Raw genomic sequence first — 20,109 nt, forward strand, 5'->3', positions numbered from 1 at the left:
CGCGACCGGTCGGACTTTTCCGGTGATCCCAGAAGGGGATGTTCCCAGAAGGCGGGGTCGACGCACCACGCCAGGTGCCTGTATTGGTGTCTGATCTGTCCTGGTAGGAGATGATTCGTGTGGCGCGATGGGGTGGCGGGCGGCCGGGTGCCGGCGGCCCGCGGGGCCGGGCTGTCCATGATCGGATCGCGGTTCCGCTCGGTAACCGCGACCCTGGTGCCCTGACGCGGACGTCCTCGTGGGACGGCCGCGCGGTGCTGGAAGGAGGCCGGCCGTGGCCGTCATGAGTGTCGCGGGCCGCCCGGGCGGGGGGAGCCGTGCCCGGGCCGAGCCGGCCGACGTGATCCCGATGTTGTCCCGACACGTCCTCACCGACGGGTACGACGTCGTCTGCGACCTGACGGCCAGCACCGGCAGCACGATCGTCGACGCCCGTACCGGGACGCGCTACCTCGACCTCTACAGCTTCTTCGCCTCCGCGCCGCTCGGGATCAACCCGCCGGCCCTGCTGGGCGACCCGGAGTTCCTCACCGAGCTCGCCCGGGCGGCCGTCAACAAGCCGGCGAACCCCGACATGGCGACCGCCGCCTACGCCGAGTTCGTCGAGACCTTCGCGCGGGTGCTGGGCGACCCGGAGCTGCCGCACCTGTTCTTCGTCGAGGGCGGGTCGGCGGCCGTCGAGAACGCCCTCAAGTGCGCGTTCGACTGGAAGAGCCGGCACAACGAGGCACACGGGCGGCCCGCCGAGCTCGGCGGGCGGGTGCTGCACCTGCGGTCGGCGTTCCACGGCCGCGGCGGGTACACCCTCTCGGTGACCAACACCGAGCCGGTCAAGACCGCGCGCTTCCCGGTCTTCGACTGGCCCCGGGTCGACTGCCCGGCGGTGACCTTCCCCTGCACCGGCGCGGCGCTGGACGCGGTGGTCGCCGCCGAGCGGCGCGCGCTCGCGCAGGCCGAGGAGGCGTTCGCCCGCCACCGCCACGACATCGCCTGCTTCCTCGCCGAGCCGATCCAGGCCGAGGGCGGGGACAACCACCTCCGCGGCGAGTTCCTGCGCGCGATGGCGGCGCTGTGCGAGCGCCACGACGCGCTGTTCGTCGTCGACGAGGTGCAGACCGGGGTGGGCCTGACCGGCTCCGCCTGGGCGCACACCCAGCTCGGCCTGCGCCCCGACGTCGTCGCGTTCGGCAAGAAGGTCCAGCTCGGCGGGGTGATGGCCGGGCGGCGGGTGGACGAGGTCGCCGACAACGTCTTCCGGCTGCCCGGCCGGATCAGCTCCACCTGGGGCGGTGGGCTCGTCGACATGGTGCGTTCCCGGCGAATGCTGGAGATCATGGAGTCGGAGCGGCTGTTCGACCGGGCCGCCGTCCTGGGCTCCGATCTGCTGGCCGGACTCGAGGAGCTGGCCCGCCGCCACCCCCGCCTGCTGAGCAACGCCCGCGGCCGTGGGTTGATGTGCGCCGTGGACCTGCCCGACCGTGCCCTGCGCGACGAGGTCGTCCGGCTGCTGCGGGAACGCGAGCACGTCCTGCTGCTGCCGGCGGGGGAGCGGGCGCTGCGCTTCCGTCCGGCGCTCACCATCGGCGCAGAGGAGCTCGCCGCCGGGGTGCGTGCCCTCGACCGGGTGCTCACCCACCTCGTTTCGCCGGAGTCCCTCGTTCCGGCGGAGCCCGAGGCTGCTGAGAAGGCCTCGCCGCCGGTCACCGCCACGCAGGAGAAAGGACCGCTATGACGCTCGTTCATCCACGCCGGGTGGCGGCGGTGATCGGCGGCCGCCAGCACGACCTGTACGCCGCGGCCGGCCCGGCGGGCATCGCCCCGGAGACCGCGCGCGTCGTCAGCTCGACGAACCCGGCCCGCCTGAGCGACGTCGTCGCCGAGGTCGTGCTGGACGGGGCGGAGGCCATCGTCGCGGCCGCGGCCGCCGCCCGCGCCGCCCAGCGGGAGTGGGCCGACGTCCCGGCGCCGGTGCGCGGCGAGGTTGTCGGCGCCTTCGGACGGCTCGTCGAGGACAACGCGGAGACACTGGCCCGGCTGGTCACCCGGGAGGTCGGCAAGCCGCTGGCGGAGGCGCGCGGGGAGGTCCGCGAGATCATCGACACCTGCGCGCTGTTCCGCGGCGAGGGCCGGCGCCCGCACGGCCAGACGGTGCCCTCCGAGATGCCCGACCGGGAGCTGTTCACCTACCGTGAGCCGCTCGGCGTGGTCATGGTGATCACCGCCGGCAACTTCCCGGTGGCGGTGCCGTCCTGGTATCTGGTGCCGGCGCTGCTGACCGGCAACGCGGTGGTGTGGAAGCCCGCCGAGTACGCCGCCGCCTGCGCCGCGGCCCTGATGGACCTGCTGACCGCCGCCGGCGTTCCGCCCGGCGTGGCGAACCTCGTCCTCGCCGACGGCCCGGCCACCTCGCTCGGCCTCGAACGCGCCCTGGACGCCGGCCTCGTCGACAAGGTCGGCTTCACCGGCTCGACGGCCGTCGGCCGTTTCGTCGGCGCGCTCTGCGGCCGGCACCTGCAGTCGCCCTGCCTGGAGCTGGGCGGCAAGAACCCGATGGTCGTGGCCCCCGACGCCGACCTGGACGCCGCCGTCGCCGCCGCGCTGTTCGCCGGGTTCGGGACGGCCGGCCAGCGGTGCACCTCGCTGGGCACGGTGATCGCGCACGAGTCGGTGCACGACGCGTTCCGGCGCCGGCTGGCCGCGGCCGTCAGCGGCGCCGTGCTCGGCGACCCGACCCGGGACGTCCTCTACGGCCCGCTGCTCGACGCGCGGTTCGCCGCCGGGTTCGAGGATTATCTGGCGTGCGTCCGCGACCACCACGAGCCGTTCGGGTCCACCGCGCTCGGCCGGATCGGCCCGGCCAGCCCGCGGCGCGGGTTCGTCGGCGACCCCGAGCCCGGCCTCTACTACCACCCGGTCGTCGTCGACCGGGTACGCCCCGACGACGAGCTGTTCACCGCGGAGACCTTCGGCCCGATCGTCGGGCTGACCACCTACCGCCACCTGGAGGAGGCCGTCGAGCTCGCGAACCTGCCCGGCTATGGGCTGTCCTCGTCGATCTTCACCGGGGACCCGGTGACCGTCCGGCGCTTCCGGCGCGGGGTGCGCGCCGGAATGGTCAGCGTGAACACCTCCACCTCCGGCGCCGAGGCGCACCTGCCCTTCGGCGGCAACGGGCGCTCCGGCAACGGCGCCCGTCAGTCCGGCCAGTGGGTCCTCGACCAGGTGACCCGCTGGCAGTCCTTGACCTGGGAACTCTCCGGCCGCCTCCAGAAGGCCCAGCTGGACGTCTCCGTCCCCCCGGCCGACCTCGGCTTCCGCCTGCCGCGCTGACGCCTCGAAGCGATGAGTATCAGGCCAGCGTGGTCGCTATGCACAGCGTCGAGGAACCGCGGCGGCTGAGTGACAGCCTGGACTCACTGAACGGCCACACATCGCCCGGCGGCGGAGCTGGCCGTGTATAAGAGCTGGATTGCGCATGATCGTTGGTGGTTCCGCGGGGGGGGGGGGCGGATGGCATCGCCTGCAGGAAATGTGCGCGGTGGGCCTGGCGGTGGCCGGCGGGCGGTCAGGGCGTTGCTGGACGGTTCCGATGTTCCTGATACCGGTACATCGCTTCTCGCCCTCCGGGCGCGAAGCGCGGTCGGTTGACGACTGCGTCTGTCTCGGCACTGGTCAGCCAGCCGTGCCAGGAAATCTCCTCGGGGTCCGGGGCCAGGGGGTGGTTCACCACCAGAGCCTCGTGCACTCCCATCCAAACGGGACCGGTGGCATCCCGGTGGAAGAACTTGAACATGAAGCGGACGGGCAGGCGCAGGCCCAGCTCCTCGGTCAGCTCTCTGGCGACCGCGTCCTCGTAGGACTCACCCACCCCAACCGCGCCGCCGACCAGCACGTCGTAGTGTCCGGGGAACCGGGTCAGGCGCTCGGATCTCCGCAGTACCAGGATCCGGCCCGCTCCATCGCGGCAGATCGTCGCGGCGATGCGGTGCGGCAGACTCTGACGCACCGCATCGCCGCGGGTGACTACTCCAAGCACGCGGTCCTGCCCGTCGACGTGCTCGACCAGTTCGCTCACGGTGGCACGATCCCAGCCCGGGCCGACGGGGCACACCGGGGGATCCTCGGATCCTTGTCGTCCGACCTCCCAGACGGGGTCAGTAGGACGCCCAGTCGGTCAGTAGGACGGCCTCAGCGGCTGGTGCGAGGCGCCGGAATCGGGGCGCACGCCCAGGACCTGATGGATCTGCGACCGGCCGGCCTCGAAGCTGAGCGCGGAGCCGGCCATGTACAGCCGCCACACCCGGGCCCGGCCCGCCCCGACCAGCGCGACCGCCTCGTCCCACCGGTTCTCCAGGTTGGTGACCCACGCCCGCAGCGTCAGCGCGTAGTGCTCGCGCAGGTTCTCCACATGGCGCACCTCGAAGCCGCCGGCCTGCATCAGTGTGACGAGCGCGCCGATCTCGTGCAGCTCCCCGTCGGGGAAGACGTAGCGGTGCAGGAAGTCAGCGTCGCGGGGCAGTGGGAGCGGACCGAGTCGCGGCCGGCCGCGGGCGGCCCCGACCGGGTCGCCGGGGAAGGAGATGCCGTGGTTGAGCAGGCGCCCGCCCGGCCGGAGCAGGTGGAACAGGTTGTCGAAGTAGATCGGCAGCTTCGCCCGGCCGACGTGCTCGACCATGCCCACCGAGCTGATCGCGTCGAACGGGCCGTCGGTGATCTCCCGGTAGTCCTGCAGGCGGATCTCGATCTTGTCTTCCAGGCCCGCCTCGGTGACCCGGCGGCGTGCCTCGGCTGCCTGCTCCGCGGAGATCGTGATCCCCACCGCCTGGACACCGTGGTGGTACGCGGCATGTAGCGCCATGCTGCCCCAGCCGCAGCCGATGTCCAGCAGCCGCTCGCCGGGCCGCAGACCGAGCTTGCGGCAGACCAGCTCGTGCTTGGCTGTCTGCGCGGCGGTCAGTCTGGTGGCCGGTGAGTCCCAGACCGCGCACGAGTAGGTCATGGACGGCCCGAGGACCAGCCGGTAGAAGTCGTTCGAGACGTCGTAGTGGTGGGAGATCGCGGCGGCGTCGCGGGAACGGCTGTGCTGCCGGCCGTGCCTACGCATCCGGGCCTCCTCTGGAGGCGGCTGCGGCGGCCGCGGGCCGAACTGGCGGACGAGCACCGCCAGCGCCCGCACCGCCGCCGGGGACGGCCGCAGCCGCGCGATCCGCTCCCGCAGTGCCAGCGCGGCGAAGACGTCCCCGTCGATCTCGACGTCGCCGGCCACGTAGGCGCGGGCGAACCCCAGCTCGCCGGGGTGGAACAGCGCCCGTCGCAGCGCGTGCGGCGAGCGGATGACCACCTTCGTCGAGGTGTCGGGCCCGAGGATGAACCCGTCCCACATCTCGACGCGGACTTCCGGGTCGGGCCCGAACAGGTCGAGCAGCAGGTCCCGGCCGGCCCGGTCGACCTCGGACGGCCAGTCGAAGCCCGCGGGCCGGGTCGTCGGGGGGCTCCACTGCCGAGGCGGCCCCGCGTCGGCCGTCAGCGGCGGCGCTGAGGGCCGGTCCGGCCGTGTCGCGGCGGCGGGCTGGTGATCGAGTGCGGGCTGGTCGAGCGCGGATTGGTCGAGCGCGGATTGGTCGGGTTCTGTGTCGACGGGACGATCGACCGTCACATTCTCCTCCGGTCCCGGGATACCGGGTCCGCCTGCCGGAGGCGCCGCCACCGGGCCCGCGCGGTGCGCACGCGGCCCGGAGGCCGGTCTCGCGGTGCACGCGGAACTCGGCCCATCAGTCTGCCAGGGGTGGCGTCGGCGAAGGCAGGGCGACGCGAACCCACGTCAACGCCCATGCTCCCCCCGGCGAGGGGTGTCGCAAACGGTGTCGCGGATCGCGTCGCGCGTGTCGCGGTGATGGGCCACCAGCCAGCGTCGCGCGGAGGAGGTGACGGCAGGCGTCGGACCGCGGCGGGAGCCCCGGGCAGGGGCCCCGGCCGGGGGTTTGTTCAGGCGACGGCGGAGGCCCCTAGCAGGGCCTTGAGGTCACCCATCAGCGCGGCCGTCCGCTGCACCTTGTAAGCGTCGTCGAGCCGGAGCAGGGTCGTGCGGCTCGCCGACTGCAGGCGCAGGTGGACCTCGGTGGTGCCGGGGTGGTCACCGAGCACCTCGCGCAGCCGATCGACGGTGGGCGGGTTGACCCGCGACGCCGGCAGGGTGATCACCACCGGCGGGCTCAGGGAGTGCTCGCTGAGGTCGGGCACGGTCAGATCCGAGGCGACCAGGCGCGGGGTGTCCTCCCGCTTGTCGACCCGCCCCTTGACGATGACGACCGCGTCCTCGGCGAGCTGGGTCGAGCAGGTCTCGTAGGTCGCCGGGAAGAACATGACCTCCAGGCCGCCCTCGAGGTCCTCCACGGTGGCCAGGGCCCACAGCTTCCCCTGCTTGGTCACCTTGCGTTGCAGGCTGGAGATGATCCCGCCGATGGTGACGACCGAGCCGTCCGGGTAGTCGCCGCCGTTGAGGGAGGCGATGCCACAGTCGGCCTTCGCCGCGAGGATGTGCTCGACCCCGAGCAGCGGATGGTCCGAGACGTAGAGCCCGAGCATCTCCCGCTCGTGGGAGAGCAGTACGGACTTGTCCCATTCCTGGTCGGAGAACTCCTGCACGCCGAAGATGGGGGCGGTGTCCTCCTCGGCGTCCTCGCCGTCGAAGGCGAAGAGGTCGAACTGGCCCTCGGCGTTCTTCTTCTTCACGCCCATCACCGCGTCGACGGCCTGTTCGTGCTTCTCTACCAGGCCGCGGCGGGTGTGGCCGAGGGCGTCGAACGCACCGGCCTTGATGAGCGACTCGACCGTGCGCTTGTTGCAGGCGACGGCGTCGACCTTGTCGAGGAAGTCGGGGAACGAGGTGAACCGGCTCTTCGTCTTCCGGTTGCGCACGATCGACTCGACGACGTTGATGCCGACGTTGCGGATCGCGGCGAGGCCGACCCTGATCTCGTTGTCGCCGTGCGCGGTGTAGTCGGCGTCGGAGGTGTTCACGTCCGGCGGCAGGACGCGGATTCCCATCCGCCGGCACTCGTTCAGATAGATCGCGCTTTTGTCCTTGTCGTCGCGTACCGAGGTCAGGAGCGCCGCCATGTACTCGGCTGGGAAGTTCGCCTTGAGATAGGCCGTCCAGTAGGAGACCAGGCCGTAGCCGGCGGTGTGCGCCTTGTTGAAGGCGTAGTCGGAGAAGGGGACGAGAATGTCCCACAGGGTCTTGATGGCGGCCTCGGAGAACCCGCTGGCCTTCATGCCGTCGGAGAACGRCACGAACTCCTTGTCGAGGATCTCCTTCTTCTTCTTGCCCATCGCGCGGCGCAGCAGGTCGGCCTGGCCGAGCGTGTAGCCGGCGACCTTCTGCGCGATGGCCATGACCTGCTCCTGGTACACGATCAGGCCGTGGGTGGTGTCCAGGATGTCGGCCAGCGGCTCGGCGAGCTCGGGATGGATCGGGGTGATCTCCTGCTGGCCGTTCTTGCGCAGCGCGTAGTTGATGTGCGAGTTGGCGCCCATCGGCCCCGGCCGGTACAGCGCGAGGACGGCGGAGATGTCCTCGAAGTTGTCCGGGCGCATCATCCGCAGCAGTGAGCGCATCGGCCCGCCGTCGAGCTGGAACACCCCGAGCGTCTCGCCGCGGGCGAGCAGCTCGTAGGACGCGGCGTCGTTGAGCTCCAGACCCATCAGATCGATCTTGAAGCCGCGGTTCGCCTCCACGTTGCGCACCGCGTCGTCCATCACGGTGAGGTTGCGCAGGCCGAGGAAGTCCATCTTCAGCAGGCCGAGGTTCTCGCAGGTCGGGTAGTCGAACTGCGTGATGATCGCGCCGTCGGCGTCGCGACGCCACACCGGGATGTGGTCGATGATCGGTTCAGCTGACATGATCACACCGGCGGCGTGCACGCCCGCCTGGCGGATGAGCCCCTCCAGGCCCTTCGCCGTGTCGATGACCTTGCGGACGTCCGCGTCGGACTCGTAGAGACCCCGGATCTCGCCGGCCTCGCTGTAGCGGGGGTGCTTGGGATCGAAGATCCCGCCGAGCGGGATGTCCTTGCCCATGACGGCCGGCGGCATCGCCTTGGTGATCCGGTCGCCCACCGCGTAGGGGTAGCCGAGGACCCGGGAGGAGTCCTTGATGGCGGCCTTCGCCTTGATGGTGCCGTAGGTGACGATCTGGGCGATGCGGTCGTCGCCCCACTTCTCGGTGACGTAGCGGATCACGTCACCGCGCCGACGTTCGTCGAAGTCGATGTCGATGTCCGGCATCGAGACGCGGTCGGGGTTGAGGAACCGCTCGAACAGCAGGCTGTGCGGGATGGGGTCGAGGTCGGTGATGCCCAGGGCGAAGGCGACCATGGAGCCCGCCGCGCTCCCGCGCCCGGGGCCGACCGGGATTCCCTGGCTCTTCGCCCACATGATGAAGTCCGCGACCACCAGGAAGTAGGACGGGAAGCCCATCGCGAGGATGACCCCGAGCTCGTACTCGACCCGGGCGCGGTGCTCCTCGTCGAACCCGTCGGGGAAGCGGCGGGCCATGCCCGCCCAGGTCTCCTTGCGGAACCACGACTCGTCGGTCTCCCCCTCGGGGACGGGGAAGCGCGGCATCAGGTTCTGCTTGGTGAACATGCCGGCCGGGTCGACCCGCTCGGCGATCATCAGCGTCGTCTCGCAGCCCTGCTGCCAGGCGTCGGACGTGTCGATCGCGTACATCTGCTCGGCGCTCTTCAGGAAGTAGCCCGAGCCCTCGAACTGGAAGGACGGGTTCGCCACCGTCGAGGCGGTCTGGACGCACAGCAGCGCGGCGTGGGTCGTCCGCTCGGACTCGTAGGTGTAGTGCGAGTCGTTGGTGACCACGAAACGCATGTCGAGCGCGCGGGCGATGTCGACCAGCCCGTCACGGACCCGGCGCTCGATCTCGATGCCGTGGTCCATGATCTCGCAGTAGTAGTTGTCGCGGCCGTAGATCTCCTGGTAGGTCGCGGCGGCCTTCAGTGCGGCGTCGTACTGGCCGAGCCGCAGCCTCGTCTGGACCTCTCCGGACGGGCACCCGGTCGTCGCCATCAGGCCCGCGGCGTGCTCGGAGATGATCTCCTGGTCCATGCGCGGCCACTTGATGTAATGGCCCTCGATGGACGCCCGGGAATTGAGCCGGAAAAGGTTGTGCAGGCCCTCGGCGTTCCGCGCCCATATCGTCATGTGGGTGTAGGAGCCACCGCCGGAGACGTCGTCGCTCTTCTGGTGCGGCTCGCCCCAGCGGACGCGCTGCTTGAGCAGCCGTGATTCCGGCGCGACGTATGCCTCGCAGCCGATGATCGGTTTMACGCCCGCCGCGGTCGCCTGCTTGTAGAAGTCGTACGCCCCGTACATGTAGCCGTGGTCGGTGATCGCCACGGCGGGCATGCCCTGCCGCGAGACCTCGTTGAACATGTCCTTGAGTCGTGCCGCACCGTCGAGCATCGAGTACTCGGTGTGAACGTGAAGGTGGACGAAAGAGTTCGGCATGTCGTCGGACCTTCCCGCGCGCGGAGGGCACGCCGGTCGATGCTCTGTGGGAGGCGGTGCTGGGGCGGTGGCTCGGGGTGTTCGGTGACGCGCTGAGAAACGTGTGACGAGATTTAGGTAGTTCCCTCGTTCAATTGTCCTCAGGTTGATTCTCGGGGTGACGGTGACGGCATTGTGTCTCTCGGTGTCCGTGTGGGGTGCCGGTCGTCGTCCGGCGTCTTCCCAGCAGCCTAACCCGGCCCGCTGGACGGACTTCGGGAAGATGCCGACGTGTCCCGCCCGGGGGCACGCAAACAGGCCGTCGCACACCCGCCGGCTCTTCATCGGACTACACGCAGGACTACACGCAGGACTGCGCACCGGACTGCACCGAGGACGGTGCGGCGCTGGTCGGGCCGAGTCGGGCTACCCGCCTGCCGAGCCCGCGCGAGGATGGCTGGTCGTGTGGGCGGCGGCGGCGCGGGGGCGGTTGCCGGCGCGGGCCCCGGTGGCGGCGGCCGCCACCGCGGCCACCGCCCGGTCGACGTCGGCCTCGGTCGTCGTCCAGTTGCAGACCGAGACCCGCATCGCCACCCGGCCGCGCCACACCGTGCCCGACACGAACGCCTCCCCGCCCGCGACCACCAGATCCGTGGTCGCGGCAGTCGTCGCGTCGTCGTCGTCCACCCGCACCAGCACCTGGTTGAGCTCGACCTCGTTGAGCACCGCGACGCCGTCCAGCGCGGCAAGGGACACGGCGAAGCGCCGCGCGTGCGCGCAGCAGCGGTCGACCAGCTCGGTCAGGCCCGACCGCCCGAGCGAGCGCAGCGCGGCGTACAGGGCGAACCCGCGGGCCCGCCGGCTGAACTCCGGCGTCCACTCCAGGGGGTCGAGCTCGCCGTCCGTGGCGTGGACGAGGTAGTCCGCCCGGGTGGACATCGCCGCCCGGTGCGCCCGATCGTCGGCGACGATCGCGATCCCGCAGTCGTAGGCCACGTTGAGCCACTTGTGCCCGTCCGTGGCCCAGGAGTCGGCAGCCGCCATCCCCGCGACCAGGTCCCGGCGCCGGGCCGACGCGGACACGGCCGCCCACAGTCCGAAGGCGCCGTCCACATGCACCCACGCCCCGTGCTCGTGGCCGATCGCGCAGATCTCCGCGAGCGGGTCGAAGGCGCCGGTGTTGATCTCGCCGGCCTGGGCCACCACGATCGCCGGGCCGGACCCGTCCGCGAGCGCCGCGCGCAGCGCGTCGGGCCGCATCCGCCCCGCCTCGTCCGCGGCCACCACCGTCAGCCGGCGGGTACCGAACCCCAGCAGGCGCAGCGCGACATCCACCGTGGTGTGCCGGTCGGCGCCCACGAGAACGCGCACCGGCGGGGCCCCGTGCAGGCCGTCGGCCTCCACATCCCAACCGTGGCGGGCCAGCACCCGGTGCCGTGCGGCGCCCAGCGCGGTCACGTGCGCCATCTGCGTGCCGGTGGTGATTCCGACCGAGGCGGACGCGGGCAGCCCGAGCAGCTCCTTGACCCACGACCCGGCCACCGACTCGGCGGCGGCAGCCGCCGGGGCCAGGCTGGACAGGCCCGCGTTCTGGTCCCAGGCGACGGCCATCACGTCGGCGGCCAGCGCCGCGGGCACGATCCCGCCGATCACGTACCCGAAGAAGCGGGGCGACCCGGTGGCGGTGAGCCCGTCGGCCGCCGCGGCGGCGAGCGTGTCGACGACCTCGACGGGATCGCAGGGCCCGGCCGGCAGCGGCCCGCCGAGCTGGGCGCGGATCTTCTCGTATCCCGAGGCCGGGGCGACGGGGCGCTCCCGCAGGCCGTCCAGGTACCCCGCGACATGCTCGAAGGCCCGGACCGTCGCCGCCCGGACCTGCGCGGCCTGGGCTGTCGAAGTCTGCGCGCCGTTCGGGGTGTCCGTGCCGCCGAGTGTGTCCGTGCCATCCGGTGTGTCTGTGCCGTCCAGCGTGTCTGTGCCGTCGAGTCGGCCTCCCGCCACCGGTCACCCCTCCAGTCCTGGACGGTCCGCGCCGGCCGCCGAGCCGCCTGCTTCCCGTCGGCCGTTCCGGCCCGTCCGCGAGCTGTGTCCCGAGAATGCCGGACATCCGGGCCCACCCGCGCGCCGGCGTGACCCTCCCGACTGGAGGCCGGCGCCACGCGGCCGGCCAATCGTCCGTGCTGGTGGTGGCTGTGAGTGGCACGGGACGTCCGGAGCGAGCACATCGGACCCGGCGCCGGGGGCGGGTCGGGATCACTGTGACCGCAGACACCTGGTGCGTAAGGATGTGGGTCCACTCGATACCGTTTTGGTATCCAGTGTCGATTCGGCGCCTCTTCGGAAAGGTGTTGCGCATGGAGCAGGACGAGTCGGTTGGCCCCGAGATGGGGTCTGTGGTGCCAGGTCAGCGGGAGGTGGTCTCAGTAACGGCGGATGTCGCCGACCTCTCGGAGACGAGCACCGATGGGCTCTCCTTGGGCCCGGTGGCGAACCCGAACCGGCTGCGACTGGGCGTCTCGCGCTCGCTGTGACCACCGTCGGGTGATCCTCCGGAGGTCGCGGCCCGCGACTGATCCAGGAAGCCGAGACGAAACCACCGGTGCCCCGGAACGCGGAAGCGTTCCGGGGCACCGTTCGTATGAGAGCCATCCCCGGGCCTGACCCGAAGTCGGAGTCAGGCCCGGGGCGGTGGGATCAGGCTCCGGGCGCGGGGTGGGGGTCCACCCGCGGCGCGGGGCGCGTCTGGGCCAGGCCCCGGGCCGGGCGGCCCGGGCGGTGAGCGTCGCGGGCCGCCCCGGTGAAGGTCGAGCCGGCGGTGCGGGCGCCCGGCCCGCCGCGCCGGTGGCCGCCCTCACGCGGCGCGCCGTCGCGCCGGGCGGAGTCCCGGCGGCCGCCACCGTCGCGTCGGCCGTCACCACGCCGGCCGTCGCTGCGCTGGCGGCGGGCCTGGATGGTCGCCGGGTCGACCGGCGGCGCCGGCGGTCCGGCGAGCTCGGCGACGATCGGGTCGTCGGGCTGCGTCGGGACCGGCTGGGTCGGGATGCCCATGGCCCGCAGCAGCGACCGGGCCTTGCCACGCTCGGCCGGCACGGTCACCAGGACGTCGGCGCCGTCGGCCCCGGCCCGGGCGGTGCGCCCGCCGCGGTGCTGGTAGGTCTTGGCGTCCTCGGGCGGGCCCAGGTGCAGTACGAGGCCGATGCCGTCGACATGGATGCCGCGGGCGGCGACGTCGGTGGCGACCAGAACCCGGTAGAACCCGTCGGTGAACCCGGCGAGCGCCCGGGTGCGGGCCCCCTGCGGCATGCCGCCGTGCAGGGGCTCGGCCGGTACCCCGGCCTCGGTGAGCGCCTGCGCGACGCGGTCGGCGTCGCGCTGGGTGCGCACGAACACCAGGGTGCGGCCGGCGCCGCAGGCGAGCGCGGTGACCAGCCGGAGCTGGGCGGTGCGGTCGACGGACTCCATCGCGTGCCGGGCCAGGGTCGAGACCTGCGACACCTCCGGGTCGACGGCGACGAGGACCGGCTCGGGCAGGTAGCCCCGGACGAGGACCTCGACCTCGCGGTCCAGCGTGGCGCTGAACAGCAGCCGCTGGCTGTCGGATGGGGTCATGTCCAGCAGCGCCTTGACCGCGGGGAGGAACCCGAGGTCGCACATGAAGTCGGCTTCGTCCAGGACGGTGATCTCGATCTCGTCGAGGATGCAGGCGTCGCGCTCGACCAGGTCGGTGAGCCGGCCCGGGGTGGCGACGACGAGGTGCACACCCCGGCGCAGGGCCGAGATCTGCCGGCTGATCGACGTTCCGCCGTAGACCGGGGTCATCCACAGCCCCAGCGCCCGGGTGAGCGGGGCCAGCACGTCGTTGACCTGCTGGGCCAGCTCACGGGTCGGGACGAGGATCAGCCCGCGGGGCTGACGGGGGCGGGCGGCGCCGGTGGTGGCGAGCCGGGCGAGCAGCGGCAGGCCGAACGCCAGGGTCTTGCCGGAGCCGGTGCGGGCCCGGCCGAGCACGTTCTCGCCGGCCAGCACGTCGGGCAACGTGGCGGCCTGGACCGGGAACGGCCCGTGGATGCCCTTGTCCGCGAGGGCGGAGACCAGCCGCGGGGGCAGGCCCGCCTCGGCGAAGGACTCGGCGGGCGGACGGGGGGAGCGGGTGGCGAGCGCCGGGCGCGCCGCCGGGCGCTCACCGCCGCGGAACGGGGCGGGACGAGGCCCGCCGCGGCCGTGTCCGGTGGGACGGGTACGGCCGCCCCGGGAGGGACGGGCCGGACGGTGGGCGGGGGTGGGCTGGGTGCTGCGGGGCTGAGTCAGGGGATCCGCCGATCAGGTCAGGGCCGACAGAACAACGCCACGTCGGTTCCACGCGCCATGCGGCGTGGTCTACAAGCGCGGAAAGTGTCGTCCGGCGGCCAGGGGGCGGCCGGTTTTCACGCGACCGGACCCAACCGCGGTCTGAGACCGCCATGGCGCTCGCACCGACCTTCGGACATCCGGCCCGATTGGCCGGATGCCCCAGAGATCTTGTCGCCGCCCCGGGGGTGGTTGCCCTCGGTGACGCCGACATGAAGACGTTACCTCGTACCGGGCCGTGATCGGGGGGCGCGAGGTGTGTGGTTAACCATCAGGGGAGGAGGTTCTACGTCACATCTGGTCCAGTGAAGCGCCGAACTGCGGTTCGGAGTCGGTTGGACGACATTTCCTCTTTAGATGACCTTGAAGACGTCAGCATACGCCGGATTGCCCATGCCTGGYGGGCATCTGTTACTGGGGGTGCACCCGGCCCGTTCGGGTGCGCAGCGCGCCGGTGGCGGGCATCGGCACCGGCCACCGGACCCGGCGCCGGCGCGGGCTCACCGGGCCGAGCGGGCCCGCCGGACCAGGCTGCGCGGCCCCCCGGTCCCGGCTGGCGCCGACCGCCCAGGCCAGCAGGGCCAGCGTTCCGACGAGCGCCCCGTAGGCGCCGACGACCCGCGCGTCCTCGCCGCGGGCGCGCGCCGCGATCCAGCACACCGCCCCGACCCCGCCGACCAGCGCGGCCACCAGGACAGCCCGTAGCGCCGTCATGGCCATCCGTGGCGCCGCCACCGGCTCGGCCGCGGCCAGCCCGGGTACGGGGCTCCCAGGCACCGCCACGGCCGGTGCCGCGACCGCCGGCTCGGCCCCATGGCCCGACCCAGCCACATGGTCCGGCTCGGTCGCCTGGTCCGGGTCGGCTGGACGTCCTTCCCGCCGCCGACGGGCCGTGCGCACCAGCGGCAGGGCGACCAGCGGACCGAGGACGACGGCCGCCACGAGCAGGTCGATCGGAGTGCTCAGATGTGGGGTCACCAGCAGCCAGCTGCCGCCGGTGAACAGAGCGAGGGGCAGGTCCGGGTCGCCGGGGGCGGCCGGGTGGCCCGGGCCGCCGCGGGTGATCGCGAGCAGCGGGGCCACCAGCAGGAGCAGATAGTGGCTCCACACGATCGGCGAGGCCACGAGTGCCGCCGCCACCACGCCGGCGAACAGCAGCCCGTCGCCGCCGGCGCGGCTCCGCCCGCGGGCCCGCCACAGACATCCGGCCAGCAGCAGGCCGGCGGCGGCGCGGGCGCCCCAGGTGGCGGCGCCGAGGCCGAGCCCGACGTTCATCAGCAGCCCGGTGAGGCTCAGCCCGTCGGGCGCCTCCTCGCGGGCGAGGACGGACAGCATGTCGGCGTAGGTGTGCGCCGCCACCGGGCTGTAGATCTCCCCGACGCCGAACAGCGCGGCCAGGGTGACGAGCGCCACCACCGTCGCGCGCGGCCGGCGGGTCAGCGCGAGCCAGAGCACGACCGGGACGAGGAAGAGCTTGCTGTACACGAGCACCGCGGTGAGGACCCCGGCCGCCACGGGGACGTCCCGCAGCCGCCACAGTGCCACCAGCCCGCAGAACAGCAGCGCGTTGAGGGTGCCCATCTGCAGCCCGGTGATGGTGCAGGACGCCGTCAGCACCAGGGCGAACGTCCACCGGCCGGCGCCGGCGAGCCGGCAGGCGGCGAGCAGGGCGACCACCGACAGCGCGATGAACAGCTCGGCGGCGCCGGGAAGGGCGGAGAGCGGGACGAACGGCAGCGACACCAGGTACGGGTAGACGAAGGCGAAACCGGAGTAGACCTCGGGTGTGCCGGGCGGGGGGTAGGGGTCGCGGCCGTCGGCGACCGCCGCGCCCGCGCGGAGAAAGACGTCGACGTCGAAGTGGGCGATCGGGGCCACGTAGCCCACCCAGATCAGGGCGAGGAGCCCGGCGATGACGAGCGGGCCCGCGGCGCCGGCCGCCGCGGCCACGGCCGCCGGCGGCCGGGCACGGCCCGGCCCCGTGCCGCGTTGCTCCGGTCGGCGCTCCACCCAACCCCCAGGGTCGTCGTGTGCTGCGTCGGTCATGTTCCCACCCGTCAGAGCAGCAGCTCGGTGAGCAGGTGGATGACCAGGCCGGCGAGCGCGCCGACCACCGTCCCGTTGATGCGGATGAACTGCAGGTCGCGACCGACGTGCAGCTCGATCCGCCGGGACGTGTCAGCCGGCTCCCAGCGGGCCACGGTGTCCCCGATGACGGCGGCGATGTCCTCGCGGTAGCGGCCGACGGTGCGGGCGGCGATGTCGGCGGCGGCCCGGTTCACGGTGGACGCCAGCGCCGGCTCGGTGGCGAGCCGGTTCCCGAAGGCCGCCAGCTCCTCGGTGGCCCTGGTGCGCGCGGTTCCGTCCGGGTCCGTGGTCAGGTCGAGCAGTACGCCGCGGGCGGTCGCCCAGATCGCCGACACCGCCCGGTCGGTCTCCGGGTGGGCGATGATCCGCCGCTTCAGCGCCTCCACCCGGTCGCCGAGCTCGTCGTCGGTGCGCAGGCGCTCGGCGAACGTGGTGAGGAAGGAGTCCAGCGCGCGGCGCACCCGGTGGTCGGGGTCCCTCCGCAGGTCGGCGGCGAACCGCAGCGCCTCGGCGTACGCCTTGGCGGCGACCGCCTCGTCGAGCCACTTGGGCGACCAGGCCGGCGCCTGCTCCCGGACCATCCGCACGACCGTGTCCGGGTTCTGCTTCAGCCAGTCCTCGATCTCGGCGACGAGCAGGTCGACCAGGTGATGATGCGTGCCCTCCGCGACCACCCGGTCGAGGGCCACCCCGAGCACCCCCGCCCACCGCCGCTCCACGAGCCGGGGCAGGACGGTCTTCTCGACCAGCTCGCGGACGAGGTCGTCACTGATGCCGGAGATCATCGAGGCCACCCGTGCCGAGACCTCGGAGGTCACGCGTTCGGCGTTCTCCCGGCGGCGCAGCCAGCCACCGACCCGGCTGGCGACCCCGAGCTGGTCCAGTTTCTCGCGGATCACCTCYTCGGCGAGGAAGTGCGTCCCGACGAAGTTCTGCAGGCCGCGGCCGAGGGCGTCCTTACGGCGCGGGATGATCGCGGTGTGCGGGATCGGCAGCCCGAGCGGGTGCCGGAACAGCGCGGTGACCGCGAACCAGTCAGCCAGCGCGCCGACCGTGCCGGCCTCGGCCGCGGACGCCACGTAGCCGACCCAGCCCGGCGCGCCGGAGGCGTCCCACCGCCAGGCGACGACGTACACGGTGACCATGAAGGCGAGCAGCCCGGTCGCGATGGTGCGCATCCGGCGCAGCCCCTGGCGCATGCGGGCCTCGCTGAACGGGTCGCCGCCGAGATCGCGTGGGGCCCCGCCCGTCGCTGTCAGTGTCATCGCCCGCCCACAGGTGTCATCCGCGCCCGCCCGCCCCTCCGCAGGACCCTGCCGGAGAGCGCGGGCCCGGGCCGGGCTCGCGCGGCGGCGCCGACCCGCTCCGGCGGGGAGACAGCAACACCCTACGGGCGCGGCCCGTCAGCCCGGCGGGCCGCGCCCGCGCGGCGATGGATGACGACGAGGTCGACCAGCGCCGTGGCGGCGATGATCCCGAGAACGACCGCCGGCACGGTTCGGCCGGCCACCGCGAGCAGACCGCTGAAGACCCCGCAGAAGACCAGGCCGAACACGGCCAGCGCCCGGCGCAGGCCGAGGGCGCTGGCGGCCGGCGCGGCACCCGTCCGCGCGTCGCCGAGCGAGCCCAGCCGGCGCCACCACGGTGTGCGCCACCAGGGTGGGGGGTGCGCGGGGCGTTCGGTGCGCTGCCGGGGCACTGGAGCGGTCACGCCCTGCGGTGTGCCCGCCCAGGCGCGGACGAACCAGGACCACCCCGCAGCAGGGGAGGTCACAGGAAAGTAATCATCAGACATAAAAAGGGTATCGAAAAGGTTTGGCAGGAAGTTGCCTGTCGGCCTGCCTGGCCCCCTCCGATGCTTCATCCCGTGATAAAGGCGTGGAGGGGTCTGCGAGCGTAGGTGACGGCGCGTTCCCGCCTGTTCCCGCGATGTTCTCGCTAGCGCGGCCCGGTCGGTCGCCGGGCGGCGGCCTCGGTGTCCCGCCGCCAGAGCCCCGGTGCCGGTAGCCCGGCGTTAGCGTGCCTGCGCGGCCGCGGCGTCGCCGACCGCGTCGATGAGCAGTTTCGTCGCGGTGAAATCGACCGGGACCTCGATCACCCGGACCCCGCCCGCACCCAGCGCGGCGGCCAGGCGTTCGCGGTGGTCGGAGGCCGAGCGGAGCCCGCCCCTGCGGCCCCACACCTCGACGACCAGGCTGGCATCCAGATCCGAGGCCAGCTCGAGCAGGGTGGCGGCGGTGCCGGTCGGGGGCTGCTCGACGACCGCCACCCCCACCCGGCCCTGCCGCCATGCCAGCAGGGCACCGGCCACCGCCACACCGCCCCCGGCTGGCGCGACGCGCACCTCTCCGCCGACAGTGGGCACGGTGTGATCCACCCACAGCCCGGCGGCACCCGGCTCGGCCAGGACGATCCCGTTCGCCGGCAGCGTCTCGGCGACGTCGGCGGCGGCGCGGGCCGGGTTGAGCGGCGCGTCGTCCCGTGCGAGGAGCGAGCCGACGACCTCGGACGCCGCACCGGCCGCGGTGCCCGATTCGGTCGCCGTCGCCGTCGCCGTCGCCGTCGCCGTCGCCGTCGCCGTCGCCGTCGCCACGGGCGCGGGCGCGGCGGCAGACACGGGGACGGGGAAGTCCAGGGGGAAGCCCAGCCGCAGCCGGATCTCGGCCGTGCCGCGGGCGCGGGCCGCCTCGAGCGCGGCGACCAGGGCGGCCGGTGAGGGGATCGGATCCACCCGGGTCGGTGCGGCGGGCGGGGCCCCGGGGGAGGCCACGGCCGGCGCGGACAGCAGCGTGAGCACCTCGCCGTCCCAGGTCGCGCCAGGTCCGTGGCCCAGTGCGGCGGCGGCTGTCGCCAGCAGGCGGGCGCAGGCCTCATCCGGGGCGGCGATTTGGTGGGGCGAGCCCGGCCCCGTCAGCGCCGCGCCCGGGGACGGCCCGTCCGGCATCGTCACCAGATGACGCACCCCGACCGAGACGAGCCACTCCCCGACAGTCATGGACCGAACGCTCCTTCTCCAAACGGATGGCGGGCGTCGGTGTGATTCGGCTGCTCATGGTGGTCTGGCCGCGTCGGCCCCGTTGCGCCCCGGTGTCCTGCATGTCCACGGTGGCGTGCCAGGTGGCGGCGGGGAAAGTGTTGTGACCTGCATCCACGGGGGGCGGCCGCCGCTGGTCGCGCTGCGTGGGTGGTACCTGGCGCTGAGCGCCTGCCTGCCGCGTCGGGCGACCATATCGAGAGTGGGCGCTCGCGCAGCGTGTGCAGGGGCCGAGGAAGGGGACGTCCGGCAGTTCCCGGGACCACCACCGCTCGTCGGGCGCGTCCTCACCGGCGCAGGCCAGCCGGACGAGCCGCGCCGGGTCCACGGTGAACACGGTCGGGCCGCCCCCGCCGCCCCCGCCGCCCCCGCCGCCCGCGGCGGCGAAGGTCGTCCCGGCACCGTCGACGGCGAGGCGGCGCCGCCCGGCCGCGCTCTGCTCCAGCCGTGCGACAGCCGGGCAGGCCGTCCAGGCGCGGTGTGCCGTGGACGATGCGGTACAGCACCGCGTCCGTGGGACCGGAGTCGAACGGCGGACGGCCGGTACCCGCGTAATGCCCGATCGAATGAGCCTGATCGCTCGCGCCCTGTCCGCGGTCTTGCGACCATCCCGTGTTCGGACAGCGGCTTGCGGGTTGTGCGGGTCCGCGGGTTGCGCGCGGCGGCCGGCGGGACGTCCGGTGGCCAGCGAGGATGTCTGGTGGCCAGCAGCGCAAACCGGGTTGGGCGGTGCGGTCGGCGGGGAGCGGCCTGGTCGAAGCTGCTACACGAGGAATGCCGCTTTCGGTCAAATCCAGGGGTGTGAGGGCGGGACCCGGTCCGTCCCGGCCGGTCTCTCCGGGGCACGTCCCACCTGGGTCTTCACGCGGTTGCGCGCGGGATCGCCGTCACGCGGCAGTGAGTTCGGCTGCCGCGACAGCGACCGTCCGAGGCGCCGGCGGTGGATGGCCGCCGGGTCGCGCGGCGGGTCGGCGCAGCGCTCCGGATCGCGAACCCAAACCCGACTTCAACCCAACGGGCGGCAAATTTGCTCATCCGGGGCGCTCCGTGCCGTCGGATGCCTCGGGCGTGTCGGCCCGCGTTCGGGCGCCGGGCATGGTGGCCTGCGCCGCGGGCGAATGGGCCGCCGCGGGCCGCCG

At 73.1% G+C, this 20,109-nt stretch carries 12 protein-coding genes; 3 read left to right on the top strand and 9 right to left on the bottom strand.

Going from position 1 to position 20,109, the window contains the following annotated elements; all coding sequences use genetic code 11:
- Nucleotides 1-283: 283 nt before the first annotated feature.
- Together lat and BBK14_RS31780 are read left to right on the top strand one after the other, a co-directional pair.
- Nucleotides 284-1,732, top strand: a complete 1,449-nt coding sequence (gene lat / locus BBK14_RS31775) for an L-lysine 6-transaminase (protein WP_235013671.1) — start codon at nucleotides 284-286, stop codon at nucleotides 1,730-1,732.
- Nucleotides 1,729-3,330, top strand: coding sequence for an aldehyde dehydrogenase family protein (locus BBK14_RS31780; RefSeq protein WP_071066845.1), 1,602 nt, complete (start codon nucleotides 1,729-1,731; stop codon nucleotides 3,328-3,330). Before lat ends, BBK14_RS31780 begins: the two co-directional genes overlap by 4 nt.
- 235 nt (nucleotides 3,331-3,565) lie before the next feature.
- On the opposite strand, the gene BBK14_RS31785 is transcribed toward BBK14_RS31780, so the two are convergent.
- The 4 genes from BBK14_RS31785 to BBK14_RS31800 all read right to left on the bottom strand — a co-directional run bounded on the left by BBK14_RS31785 (nucleotide 3,566) and on the right by BBK14_RS31800 (nucleotide 11,502).
- A complete protein-coding gene (locus BBK14_RS31785; RefSeq protein WP_071066912.1) occupies nucleotides 3,566-4,075 on the bottom strand; it encodes an NUDIX domain-containing protein in 510 nt (169 codons plus the stop codon).
- A 99-nt stretch (nucleotides 4,076-4,174) separates the two neighbouring features.
- Entirely contained in the window at nucleotides 4,175-5,656 is a 1,482-nt protein-coding gene (locus tag BBK14_RS31790; protein WP_071066846.1) for an SAM-dependent methyltransferase, read from the bottom strand.
- 329 nt (nucleotides 5,657-5,985) lie between these two features.
- Nucleotides 5,986-9,522 (bottom strand): DNA polymerase III subunit alpha, encoded by a 3,537-nt coding sequence (dnaE, locus tag BBK14_RS31795; RefSeq protein WP_071066847.1) that lies wholly within the window; start codon nucleotides 9,520-9,522, stop codon nucleotides 5,986-5,988.
- Between the two features lie 405 nt (nucleotides 9,523-9,927).
- Nucleotides 9,928-11,502, bottom strand: coding sequence for a pyridoxal phosphate-dependent decarboxylase family protein (locus BBK14_RS31800; RefSeq protein WP_071066848.1), 1,575 nt, complete (start codon nucleotides 11,500-11,502; stop codon nucleotides 9,928-9,930).
- 353 nt (nucleotides 11,503-11,855) lie between these two features.
- Here BBK14_RS31800 and BBK14_RS41030 point away from each other — a divergent pair, with 353 nt between their 5' ends.
- Nucleotides 11,856-12,032, top strand: a complete 177-nt coding sequence (locus BBK14_RS41030; protein ID WP_235013670.1) for a hypothetical protein — start codon at nucleotides 11,856-11,858, stop codon at nucleotides 12,030-12,032.
- Between the two features lie 163 nt (nucleotides 12,033-12,195).
- Here the strand turns inward: BBK14_RS41030 and BBK14_RS31810 are convergent, their stop codons facing one another.
- The 5 genes from BBK14_RS31810 to BBK14_RS31830 all read right to left on the bottom strand — a co-directional run bounded on the left by BBK14_RS31810 (nucleotide 12,196) and on the right by BBK14_RS31830 (nucleotide 18,931).
- On the bottom strand, nucleotides 12,196-13,596 hold the full coding sequence (locus BBK14_RS31810) for a DEAD/DEAH box helicase (RefSeq protein WP_198541493.1): 1,401 nt from the start codon (nucleotides 13,594-13,596) through the stop codon (nucleotides 12,196-12,198).
- A gap of 663 nt (nucleotides 13,597-14,259) precedes the next feature.
- Entirely contained in the window at nucleotides 14,260-15,894 is a 1,635-nt protein-coding gene (locus BBK14_RS31815; RefSeq protein ID WP_071066851.1) for a glycosyltransferase family 87 protein, read from the bottom strand.
- 11 nt (nucleotides 15,895-15,905) lie between these two features.
- Entirely contained in the window at nucleotides 15,906-17,201 is a 1,296-nt protein-coding gene (locus BBK14_RS31820) for a DUF445 domain-containing protein (RefSeq protein ID WP_071066852.1), read from the bottom strand.
- 122 nt (nucleotides 17,202-17,323) lie between these two features.
- Complete coding sequence (locus BBK14_RS31825) at nucleotides 17,324-17,647, bottom strand: DUF6343 family protein (RefSeq protein WP_083391396.1); 324 nt, start codon at nucleotides 17,645-17,647, stop codon at nucleotides 17,324-17,326.
- Between the two features lie 303 nt (nucleotides 17,648-17,950).
- The gene (locus BBK14_RS31830; RefSeq protein WP_071066853.1) at nucleotides 17,951-18,931 is read right to left on the bottom strand and encodes a hypothetical protein; all 981 of its coding nucleotides are present in this window, start codon (nucleotides 18,929-18,931) and stop codon (nucleotides 17,951-17,953) included.
- Nucleotides 18,932-20,109 lie beyond the last annotated feature (1,178 nt).

Source organism: Parafrankia soli (assembly GCF_001854695.1).
GTDB lineage: Bacteria > Actinomycetota > Actinomycetes > Frankiales > Frankiaceae > Parafrankia > Parafrankia soli.